An 11,051-nucleotide genomic window follows, 5' to 3' on the forward strand; every position below is an offset into this window, starting at 1 on the left:
CCCTCGTCGAGCACCCTCGTCGAGCAGTCCGACGGCGGCCACGACCTGCTCGGGCTTCGCATTGATCTCGGCCGCGATGATCGCGGCGATTTTCCTGTTGTCGCCAGCCATGGAATCCTGGTGCCTGTTGAACGGTGCGCGAACATAGTGACTGCGGGGCAGAACGCCAAACGGCCAATCAGCCGCGCCTGTTCAAGGTCCACAGGAAAGCGGCCATCCTGCGGCAATCGGCGCAACTAGCCCAGGTCATTTCGTGGCGCCGAAGCTATATGCTACCGCCAAGTGAAGACGGGAGCGAACGAATGAAGTTTGACAGGGTGCTATTTGCGGCAGGCGCACTGTTTGGTGCTGCGGGCGTGGCGCTGTCGGCGGCGGCAACCCATGGCGGCAGCGTCAATGTCGCAACCGCGGCGAATTTCTTGCTTTTCCACGCCCCTGCCCTGATCGCACTGTCGCTGGTTGTCGCCGGCAGCAGAATTCTCCACATTGGCGCAGCCATTCTTCTAGTGGCGGTCCTGCTGTTTTCCGGTGATCTTCTGGCCCGCGAATATCTCGGCCAGCGGCTGTTTCCATTCGCGGCTCCCTTGGGCGGCACCGGAATGATCCTGGGCTGGCTGATGCTTGCCGTTGGCGCGGTACTTTCCCGCAAGGACTAGGTCAATCAGGGCCGAGTTGCCCCTCATCCCCTGCCGGACCTTCTCCCCGTAAGGACGGGGAGAAGGAGGATGGCCGCAACGCTGACGCCCCCTCTCCCCGTCCTTCACGGGGAGAGGGTAAGGGTGAGGGGCAATTCAGCGTCAGCTGATCCGATACGGCAACGGATGCCTGACGTCCTTGTCGATCACCAGCTTGCGCTTGAGCGGCGGCACGGCGCGCTGCTGGCAATTGGTGCGCTCGCAGATGCGGCATGAAATGCCGATCGGGTCGAAGGCGGTCTTGCTGCCCAACTCCAGCCCGTCGGCATAAACGAAGTCCCGGGCGTAGGCGACTTCGCAGCCAAGTGCGATGGCGTAACGGCGATGCGGCGCGTTGAAGCCGCCGCCGCCTTTGGAAATCTCCGTGGCGATGCAGAGATAGCGCGCGCCATCGGGCGTCTCGGCGAGCTGGCGGATGATCCGGCCCGGCGTCTCGAAGGCCTGATGCACGTTCCACAGCRGGCAGGCCGCGCCGAAGCGGGCGAACTGCAGCTTGGCGGCACTATGGCGCTTGGTGATGTTGCCGGCACGATCAATGCGGGCAAAAAAGATCGGCACGCCCTTGTGGCCCGGCCGCTGCAAGGTGCTGAGGCGATGCGCCACCTGCTCGATGCTGGCGCCGAAATGCGCCGCAAGCAGTTCCAGATCGTGGCGCAACTCGCCCGCCGCCTTCATGAAAACCTGATAGGGCAAGGTCAGTGCGCCGGCGAAATAGTTGCGCAGGCCCATCTTGCAGATCTCCAGCGCCTCGCTGGTGCGGAAATCGGCGGTGCGCGCGATCTGCGCAACCTCTGCTTCCATCTCCATCTCGGCGATCTGGAAAGCGATCTGGAAACTGCGGGTGGCGACCGGCGAATAGGTGTTGAGGAACAGCACGCCCGACTTGGGATCGAAGCGCCTGAGCGCGTCATCATTGGCGTCAGCACGAGCGATGCGCACGCCATGACGGCTTTCGAGATGTCCGGCCAGCGCCGCATAGCTGTCGCGCTCGCCAATGCCGAGTTCATGGGCCAGCCGCTCGGCGGCGAGGTCCAGACTGTGGATGTAGTTGTCGACGAAATGGAAGAAGTCGCGGACTTCCTCATAGGGCGTCGGCTCGGTCAGGCCGATGCTCTTGCCGAGTGTGTCGTCGAGGCTGGCGAGCTGCTCGCTGTTGCGACGATAGGCCTGGTGCGCCGAAATCAGCGCCCGGGCAAAACCCGGTGCGTTCTGCGTCACCAGCTTGAGCTCCTGCAGATTGGGCGCATAGTTCTCAAACAGCGGATCGCTGAGTGCCTCTGACAGAGCCGACAACAGCCGGTCGCCGTCGCCTTGCGAAATCTCCGTGATGTCGATCTGGAATTTTTCGGCGAGCGCAAGCAGGACGGAGGCCGAAACCGGGCGCTGGTTGTTCTCGATCTGGTTGAGATAGCTTGTCGAGATGCCGATGCGTTCGGCAAAGCTCGCCTGCGTCAGCTTGTTGGCTTCGCGCAGCTCGCGCACCTTGCGGCCGATATAGAGTTTGCGTGACACCATGTTTGCAAATTCGCAATTTACAGTTCTCGAATTTGTATATTACGCTTTCGCACACTTTCAACTGTTTTCCTGCGCGCGCCATGGGGCTATTGCGCCAACTTCGCTGCTTGCCGCTGACGCGGCGAGAGGCCATTGTTTTTCAAACTCGTAGCGCGGGAGAAAGCTCATGACGCTCTACCAAGCCGTTGCCGACAGGCAAACCAGCCGGCTCAGCACCATGGATGTCGTTGCCGTCGTCGCAGGTTCGCTGCTTCTGACGCTGTCGGCCAAGGTCCAGGTGCCGTTTTATCCCGTGCCGATGACCATGCAGACGCTTGTCGTGATCGGGCTGGGCCTGGCGCTCGGTCCGGTGCGTGGCGGGGCAGCCGTCGCGCTCTACCTCATGCAGGGCGCGCTTGGCCTGCCTGTTTTCGCCGGCACGCCGGAAAAAGGCATCGGCCTCGCCTACATGATGGGGCCGACCGGCGGCTATCTCCTGGGTTACCTGCCCGCAGCCCTGCTTGCCGGCTGGCTGGCCGAACGCGGCTGGGACCGTAACGCGCTTTCGGCCATGGCGGCTGCTCTGCTTGCCGGCGCCGTGATCTACGTCCCCGGCCTGCTCTGGCTCGGCTCCGTCATTGGCTTCGACAAGCCTGTGCTGGCCTTCGGCCTTTATCCCTTCATCCCGGGCGACATCGCCAAGGCCGTGCTTGCGGCCCTCGCCTTCCCCGCAGCCTGGAAGTGGCTTTCCGCAAAGGGCATGAACTGATGCGCGCCGTTCTCGAACAGCTTGAAGCCCGCCGCGCCGAGGCCCGTCTCGGCGGTGGCCAAAAACGCATCGACGCCCAGCATGCCAAGGGCAAGCTGACGGCGCGCGAACGCATCGACGTCCTGCTCGACGAAGGCTCCTTCGAAGAGTTCGACATGTATGTCACCCACCGCACCACCGAATTCGGCATGGCCGAGCAGAAGGTGGCGGGCGACGGCGTCGTTACCGGCTGGGGCACAATCAACGGCCGCCTGGTCTATGTCTTCTCCCAGGACTTCACCGTGCTCGGCGGCTCGCTGTCGGAGACCCATGCCCAAAAGATCTGCAAGATCATGGATATGGCGGTGCGCAACGGCGCCCCTGTCATCGGCCTCAACGATTCCGGCGGCGCCCGCATCCAGGAAGGCGTGGCCTCGCTCGCCGGCTATGCCGACGTGTTCAAGCGCAATGTCGACGCCTCGGGCGTGGTGCCGCAGATCTCCGTCATCATGGGCCCCTGCGCTGGGGGCGCTGTCTATTCGCCTGCCATGACCGACTTCATCTTCATGGTGCGCGACAGTTCCTACATGTTCGTCACTGGTCCCGACGTGGTGAAGACCGTCACCAACGAGATCGTCACGGCGGAAGAACTCGGCGGTGCGCGCACCCACACGTCAAAGTCGTCAGTCGCCGACGGCGCCTATGAAAACGACGTCGAAGCGCTGGAGCAGGTCCGCCTGCTGTTTGACTTCCTGCCGCTGAACAATCGCGAGAAGCCGCCGGTGCGGCCGTTCCACGACGATCCGGCGCGGTTGGAGAAGCGTCTCGACACGCTGATCCCCGACAGCGCGGCCAAGCCCTACGACATGAAGGAGCTGATCCTGGCGATTGCCGACGAAGGCGATTTCTTCGAGATCCAGGAAGCCTTCGCCAAGAACATCATCACCGGCTTCATGCGCATCGAGGGCCAGAGCGTCGGCGTGGTGGCCAACCAGCCGATGGTGCTGGCCGGCTGCCTCGACATCGACTCGTCGCGCAAGGCTGCGCGCTTTGTTCGTTTCTGTGACGCATTTTCGATCCCGATCCTGACTTTGGTCGACGTGCCGGGCTTCCTGCCGGGAACGGCACAGGAGTATGGCGGTGTCATCAAGCACGGCGCCAAGCTGTTGTTCGCCTATTCGCAGGCGACCGTTCCCATGGTCACGCTGATCACCCGAAAAGCCTATGGCGGCGCCTATGACGTCATGGCGTCCAAGCATATCGGCGCCGACATCAACTACGCCTGGCCGACCGCCGAGATCGCGGTCATGGGGGCCAAGGGCGCGACCGAGATCCTTTATCGCTCGGAACTCGGCAATCCCGAAAAGATCGCCGCGCGCACCAAGGAATATGAAGAACGCTTCGCCAATCCCTTCGTCGCCGCCGAGCGTGGCTTCATCGACGAGGTGATCATGCCGCATTCGTCGCGCCGCCGCATCGCCCGCGCCTTCGCCGCCCTGCGCGGCAAGAAGGCCGAAGCGCCGTGGAAGAAGCACGACACGATACCTTTGTGAGCAGGTCAAACATGTTCAAGAAAATCCTCATCGCCAATCGTGGCGAGATCGCCTGCCGGGTCATCAAGACGGCCCAGAAACTCGGTATCGCAACGGTCGCGGTCTATTCCGACGCCGACCGCGAAGCGCTGCATGTGAAGATGGCCGACGAGGCCGTCCATATCGGGCCGGCGCCCTCGAACCAGTCCTACATCGTCATCCAGAAGATCATCGACGCGGTGCGCCAGACTGGTGCCGATGCGGTGCATCCCGGCTATGGCTTTCTTTCGGAGAACTCGAACTTCGCCGAGGCGCTAAAGGCCGAGGGCGTCGCCTTCATCGGACCTCCCCCGGTTGCGATCGAGGCGATGGGCGACAAGATCACGTCGAAGAAGATCGCGGCCTCCGCAGGCGTGTCGACCGTTCCCGGCCATATGGGCCTGATCGAGGACGCCAATGAGGCGGTGAAGATCGCCAACCAGATCGGCTATCCCGTGATGATCAAGGCCTCCGCCGGCGGCGGCGGCAAGGGCATGCGCATCGCCTGGAACGACGCCGAAGCGCGCGAAGGCTTCCAGTCATCGAAGAACGAGGCGAAATCGTCGTTTGGCGACGACCGCATCTTCATCGAAAAATTCGTCACCCAGCCGCGCCACATCGAGATCCAGGTGCTGGGCGACCAGCACGGCAATCTGCTTTATCTCGGCGAGCGCGAATGCTCGATCCAGCGCCGCAACCAGAAGGTCATCGAAGAAGCGCCGTCGCCGTTCCTCGACGCCGAAACCCGCAAGGCGATGGGCGAACAGGCCGTGGCCCTGGGCAAGGCGGTCGGCTACTTCTCGGCCGGCACGGTCGAGTTTATCGTCGATGGTAACAGGAACTTCTACTTCCTCGAGATGAACACCCGCCTGCAGGTTGAGCATCCGGTGACCGAACTGATCACCGGCATCGATCTCGTCGAGGAGATGATCCGCGTTGCCGCAGGCGAAAAGCTGCGCTTTGGCCAAAGCGACGTGAGACTGAACGGCTGGGCGATCGAAAGCCGGCTCTATGCCGAAGACCCCTACCGCAATTTCCTGCCGTCGATCGGCCGCCTCACCCGCTACCGCCCGCCGGTCGAAGGCAAGCGCGATGACGACACGGTTGTCCGCAACGACACCGGCGTCTTCGAGGGCGGCGAAATCTCGATGTATTACGACCCGATGATCGCCAAGCTGTGCAGCTGGGCGCCGGACCGGGCCACTGCCATCGAGGTCATGGGCCGCGCGCTCGACGATTTCGAGGTCGAAGGCATCGGCCACAACCTGCCGTTCCTGTCGGCCGTCATGGATCATCCGCGCTTCCGCTCGGGCGCCATCACCACCGCCTTCATCGCCGAGGAATATCCCGACGGATTCGCCGGCGTCGCGCCTGCCGAGGCCGATGCTACGAAGCTTGCCGGTGTGGCAGCACTGATCAATTTGTCGATGCAGCGTCGCGGTGCCCAGATCTCCGGCGCGCTTGCGAATCACCAGCGCCCGGTGGGTGCCGACTGGGTGGTGACGCTTGGCGGCTTTACGCTGCCGCTGCACGTCAGGGACGGTGCCGACGGCACGGTTGTCGAATTCGACGATGGTACCTCGCTGGCCGTGTCGAGCGACTGGCTGCCCGGCCATCTGCACGCCAACTTCGCCGTTGACGGCAACTCGATCGGGGTCAAGACCTCGCGTTCGGGCACCGGCTGGCGTCTGCGCTGGCGAGGCATGGACGTGGTGGCGCATGTGCGCAGCCCGCGCGTCGCCGAACTCGCCAAGCTGATGCCGGTAAAACTGCCGCCCGACACCTCAAAGATGCTGCTTTGCCCGATGCCGGGCGTGGTAACGTCGATCCTGGTCAAGCAAGGCGACGAGGTCGAAGCCGGCCAGTCGCTGGCGACCGTCGAAGCGATGAAGATGGAAAACGTGCTGCGCGCCGAACGCAAGGGCACGGTCAAGCGCGTCGCTGCGACCGCAGGCGAAAGCCTGGCCGTCGACGAGCTGATCATGGAATTCGAGTGATGGAAGTCCAGGCACTTTCACTCTTCCCCTTGTGGGGAGGACACCGGCGCCTGAGGAGGCCCCAATGACCGACAAACCATCGATTGAATCGTGGAAAAAGCTCGCCGAACGCGAGATCAAGGCGTCGCCGGATACGCTTGTCTGGAACACGCCCGAAGGCATCGACGTCAAGCCGCTCTACACGGCCGACGATCTTTCCAGCATCGACAATCTCTATTCCATGCCGGGCTTCGCGCCGTTCCTGCGCGGTCCGCGCGCGACGATGTACACCGGCCGTCCCTGGACCATCCGCCAATATGCCGGCTTCTCGACGGCGGAGGCGTCCAACAATTTCTACCGCAAGGCGCTCGCCGCCGGCCAGCAAGGCGTGTCGGTGGCCTTCGACCTTGCCACCCATCGCGGTTATGACAGCGACCATCCGCGCGTCGAAGGYGATGTCGGCAAGGCCGGCGTCGCCATCGACTCGGTCGAGGACATGAAGATCCTGTTCGACGGCATCCCGCTCGAAAAGATCTCGGTGTCGATGACGATGAACGGCGCGGTTATCCCGATCCTCGCCAGTTTCATCGTCGCCGGCGAGGAGCAGGGTGTCTCGCGCGAAAAACTGTCGGGGACCATCCAGAACGACATCCTCAAGGAATTCATGGTCCGCAACACCTACATCTATCCGCCCGAGCCCTCGATGCGGATCGTTGCCGACATCATCGAGTACACGGCTAAGGAGATGCCGAAGTTCAATTCGATCTCGATCTCCGGCTACCATATGCAGGAAGCCGGCTCGACGCTGGTGCAGGAACTGGCCTTMACGCTCGCCGACGGCCGCGAATATGTGCGGGCGGCGCTGAAGAAGGGGCTCAACGTCGACGAGTTCGCCGGACGACTGTCGTTCTTCTTCGCCATCGGCATGAACTTCTTCATGGAAGCGGCCAAGCTGCGCGCCGCGCGCCTGCTCTGGTCGCGCATCATGGCCGAATTCGAGCCCAAGAAGGCTTCGTCGCTGATGCTGCGCACCCACTGCCAGACCTCTGGCGTGTCGCTGCAGGAGCAGGACCCCTACAACAACATCGTGCGCACCGCCTTCGAGGCGATGTCGGCGGCACTTGGCGGCACGCAGTCGCTGCACACCAACTCCTTCGACGAGGCGATCGCCTTGCCGACCGAATTTTCGGCGCGCATCGCCCGCAACACCCAGTTGATCCTCCAGCATGAAACGGGCGTGACCAAGGTCGTCGATCCACTCGCCGGCTCCTACTACGTCGAGAGCCTGACCAACGACCTCGCCGAAAAGGCCTGGGCGCTGATTGAGGAAGTCGAGGCCATGGGCGGCATGACCAAGGCGGTCGCAACAGGCCTGCCCAAGCGCATGATCGAGGAAGCGGCGACACGCCGCCAGGCCGCCGTCGACAAGGGCGAAGAGGTCATCGTCGGCGTCAACAAGTATCGGCTCGAGCAGGAAGACCATCACGATTTCCTCGAGATCGACAATTCCGCCGTGCGCCTGTCGCAGATCGAGCGCATCGAGCGCACCCGACGCCAGCGCGACCCCAGCCGCGTCGAGGCAGCACTGGCAGCACTCGAAAAGGTCGCCCGCAGCGGCGAAGGCAACATGCTCTCCGCCGCCGTCGAGGCTTCCCGGGCGCGCGCCACTGTCGGCGAGATTTCCGACGCCATGCGCCGCGCCTTTGGCGATCATGTTGCGGTGCCCGAAGTCGTCGAGAACGTCTATGGCCAGGCCTATGACGGCGAACCGGAATTCAAGACGCTGGTGTCGCGACTCGAACAATTTGCCGGCTCACTAGGCGAAAAGCCGCGCATCATGGTGGCCAAGCTCGGCCAGGACGGCCACGACCGCGGTGCCAAGATCATCGCCTCGGCCTTCGGCGACATCGGCTTCGAGGTCATTGCCGGACCTCTCTTCCAGACACCCGGCGAGGCCGCCGATACGGCAATCGCGTCCAAAGTCCATGTTGTCGGCATGTCGTCTTTGGCCGCCGGCCACAAGACGCTCGCCCCGCAACTGGTCGAGGCGCTGAAAGCCAAGGGCGCTGAAGACATCATCGTGGTGGTCGGCGGTGTCATCCCGCGCCAGGACTACGAGTTCCTGCTCGACCATGGCGTCGCAGCCGTGTTCGGTCCCGGCACCAATGTGCTTGATGCCGCGCGCGCCGTGCTCGACCTGATGGAAGGCAAGCGCCGCAACGAGTAAGCCGGCTTAGAAAATAAAAAAGGCCCGCTTGCCGACGACAAGCGGGCCTTTTTTTTCCGATCAGGTCGGCATGTTTTCGCGGTCGTGCTCGGCGATCATCTCGCGCAAGGCTTCGAGCACCGTGCCCTTGAGGTCGTTGCGCTTGAGCGCGAAAGCGACATTGGCCTGGATGAAACCTTCCTTCGAGCCGCAGTCGAACATCCGGCCGGCGAACGGCCGGGCAAAGAAGGCCTGGCTGGTGGCAAGGCGAACCATCGCATCGGTCAGCTGGATCTCGCCGCCGGCGCCGCGCGCCTGTGTGCCCAGCAGCGTGAAGACCTCCGGCTGCAGGATATAGCGGCCATTGATGTAGAAATTCGACGGCGCATCGGCCGGCTTCGGTTTTTCGACCATCGCGGTCACCTCGAAGCCCGAGCCGACAGCAGCACCCTTGCCGACGATGCCGTATTTGTTGGTCTCGTGCGGCGCACACTGCTCGACGGCGATGACGTTGCCGCCGGTCTCGCCATAGAGTTCCATGATCTCGGCGAGRCAACCGCGCTTGCCGAACGACACCATGTCGGGCAGCAACAGCGCGAAAGGTTCATCACCAATGATGTCGCGCGCGCACCAGACAGCGTGGCCAAGGCCGTGCGGCGCCTGCTGGCGGGTGAAACTGGTGGTACCCGGCACCGGCAGCAGGCTCTCCAGCGACCTGAGCTCGTGGACCTTGCCGGCCTGTTCGAGCGTRCCGATCAGCTCGGGATGAAGGTCGAAATAGTCCTCGATGACCGCCTTGTTGCGGCCCGTCACGAAGACGATGTGCTCGATGCCGGCCTCAAGTGCTTCGTCGACTGCATATTGCACCACAGGCCGATCGACGACCGGCAGCATTTCCTTCGGCATAGACTTGGTCGCCGGCAAAAACCGCGTGCCCAGACCCGCGACCGGAATGACGGCCTTCCTGACTTTCCTGATTGCCATAAAGTTCTCCCCGTTCTTGCATGCTTTTCGGACGTATTCTTACGTGTAGGTAAGAACCGTTGGATGCGGCTATTGTTCCGAACTGATGACAATATTGAGGCAGCCGGAATGGGCTGCCTCGGGATACGCAATCAACAAAGATTTCAGTATGTTGCGGTCAGGCTGCCTTGCGCCCGATGGAGATGTAATCGATGCCGTGGCGGGCGAGCACGCGCGGGTCGTAGAGATTGCGGCCGTCGAAGATGACGGGGGTTGCAAGCGCCTGCTTGATCACCTCGAAGGACGGCGCGCGGAAATTCTTCCACTCGGTGGCGATCAGCAGCGCATCGGCGCCGCGCAAGGCCGCCTCCTTGGTGCCGCAGAGCAAAAGGTCGTCGCGCTGGCCGTAGACGGTCTGCGCCTCCTGCATCGCTTCGGGATCGTAGGCCTGGACCCTGGCGCCGGCACCCCACAGCGCCTCCATCAAAACGCGGCTTGGGGCCTCGCGCATGTCGTCGGTGTTGGGCTTGAAGGCGAGCCCCCACAAGGCAAAGGTTTTTCCCGCGAGATCGCCGTTGAAATAGGCCGCGAGCTTGTCGAACAGCACCGCCTTTTGGGCATTGTTGCGCTCTTCGACCGACTTCAACAGCGTCGCMTCGAAGCCGATGGTGTCGGCGGTGCGGATCAGCGCRCGCACGTCCTTGGGAAAACACGAGCCGCCATAACCCAGGCCGGGATAGATGAAGTGRTAGCCGATGCGCGGGTCCGAGCCGATGCCCTTGCGCACCTCCTCGATGTCGGCGCCGAGCAGTTCGGCGAGGTTGGCCATCTCGTTCATGAAGCTGATCTTGGTCGCCAGCATGCAGTTGGCGGCRTATTTGGTGAACTCGGCCGAGCGCACRTCCATCACGATCATCTTTTCGTGGTTGCGGTTGAACGGCGCGTAGAGCTCGCGCATCACCATTTCGGAGTTCTCGTCGCCGGTGCCGATGATGATGCGGTCAGGCTTCATGCAGTCGGCGACCGCCGAGCCTTCCTTCAAAAACTCCGGGTTGGAGACCACATCGAAGGTGAGAGCCGCGCGGCCGCGTTGCTTGAGCACCTCGGCGATCTTTGCCCGGACCTTGTCGGCGGTGCCGACCGGCACTGTCGACTTGGTCACGACGATCTTGGGGCCGGCCATCTCGCGGCCGATCGCTTCGGCGACCGACAGCACATATTTGAGATCGGCCGAGCCGTCCTCGCCCTGCGGCGTGCCGACGGCGATCATCTGGATCTCGCCATGCCTGACGGCGAGTGCCGCGTCGGTGGTGAAGACGATGCGGCCCGCCGCGTGGTTGTCGCGCACCAAAGCTTCGAGACCCGGCTCGAAGATCGGGATGAAACCCTGGTTCAGCC

8 protein-coding genes are annotated in these 11,051 nt (G+C 63.0%); 5 read left to right on the forward strand and 3 right to left on the reverse strand.

The window, feature by feature from the left end:
* The first annotated feature begins 302 nt into the window (after nt 1–302).
* Complete coding sequence (locus AC1DUU_RS11890; RefSeq protein ID WP_476783619.1) at nt 303–656, forward strand: DUF423 domain-containing protein; 354 nt, start codon at nt 303–305, stop codon at nt 654–656.
* Nucleotides 657–797: 141 nt separating this feature from the next.
* Here AC1DUU_RS11890 and AC1DUU_RS11895 read toward each other — a convergent pair whose 3' ends face one another.
* Complete coding sequence (locus AC1DUU_RS11895; RefSeq protein WP_476783620.1) at nt 798–2,210, reverse strand: helix-turn-helix domain-containing protein; 1,413 nt, start codon at nt 2,208–2,210, stop codon at nt 798–800.
* 166 nt (nt 2,211–2,376) lie between these two features.
* Between AC1DUU_RS11895 and AC1DUU_RS11900 the strand changes: the two genes are divergently transcribed.
* The 4 genes from AC1DUU_RS11900 to scpA all read left to right on the forward strand — a co-directional run bounded on the left by AC1DUU_RS11900 (nt 2,377) and on the right by scpA (nt 8,711).
* Nucleotides 2,377–2,958, forward strand: a complete 582-nt coding sequence (locus tag AC1DUU_RS11900; RefSeq protein ID WP_476783621.1) for a biotin transporter BioY — start codon at nt 2,377–2,379, stop codon at nt 2,956–2,958.
* Nucleotides 2,958–4,490: an acyl-CoA carboxylase subunit beta gene (locus tag AC1DUU_RS11905; RefSeq protein ID WP_476783622.1), complete on the forward strand. Its 1,533-nt coding sequence runs from the start codon at nt 2,958–2,960 to the stop codon at nt 4,488–4,490. Before AC1DUU_RS11900 ends, AC1DUU_RS11905 begins: the two co-directional genes overlap by 1 nt.
* Before the next feature lie 11 nt (nt 4,491–4,501).
* Nucleotides 4,502–6,505: an acetyl-CoA carboxylase biotin carboxylase subunit gene (locus tag AC1DUU_RS11910; protein ID WP_476783623.1), complete on the forward strand. Its 2,004-nt coding sequence runs from the start codon at nt 4,502–4,504 to the stop codon at nt 6,503–6,505.
* A 64-nt stretch (nt 6,506–6,569) separates the two neighbouring features.
* Nucleotides 6,570–8,711, forward strand: coding sequence for a methylmalonyl-CoA mutase (gene scpA / locus AC1DUU_RS11915; RefSeq protein ID WP_476783624.1), 2,142 nt, complete (start codon nt 6,570–6,572; stop codon nt 8,709–8,711).
* 60 nt (nt 8,712–8,771) lie between these two features.
* Here the strand turns inward: scpA and AC1DUU_RS11920 are convergent, their stop codons facing one another.
* The gene (locus tag AC1DUU_RS11920; protein WP_476783626.1) at nt 8,772–9,668 is read right to left on the reverse strand and encodes a UTP--glucose-1-phosphate uridylyltransferase; all 897 of its coding nucleotides are present in this window, start codon (nt 9,666–9,668) and stop codon (nt 8,772–8,774) included.
* A gap of 163 nt (nt 9,669–9,831) precedes the next feature.
* A partial coding sequence (locus tag AC1DUU_RS11925; RefSeq protein ID WP_476783625.1) for a UDP-glucose dehydrogenase family protein occupies nt 9,832–11,051 on the reverse strand: 1,220 nt, incomplete at its 5' end.

The organism is Aminobacter sp. P4_H6_2 (assembly GCF_056400805.1).

Bases quoted from the DNA above. Each gene is read 5' to 3' on its own strand.
- AC1DUU_RS11890 (WP_476783619.1), top strand. From the start codon at position 303: ATGAAGTTTGACAGGGTGCTATTTGCGGCAGGCGCACTGTTTGGTGCT.
- AC1DUU_RS11900 (WP_476783621.1), top strand. From the start codon at position 2,377: ATGACGCTCTACCAAGCCGTTGCCGACAGGCAAACCAGCCGGCTCAGC.
- AC1DUU_RS11905 (WP_476783622.1), top strand. From the start codon at position 2,958: ATGCGCGCCGTTCTCGAACAGCTTGAAGCCCGCCGCGCCGAGGCCCGT.
- AC1DUU_RS11910 (WP_476783623.1), top strand. From the start codon at position 4,502: ATGTTCAAGAAAATCCTCATCGCCAATCGTGGCGAGATCGCCTGCCGG.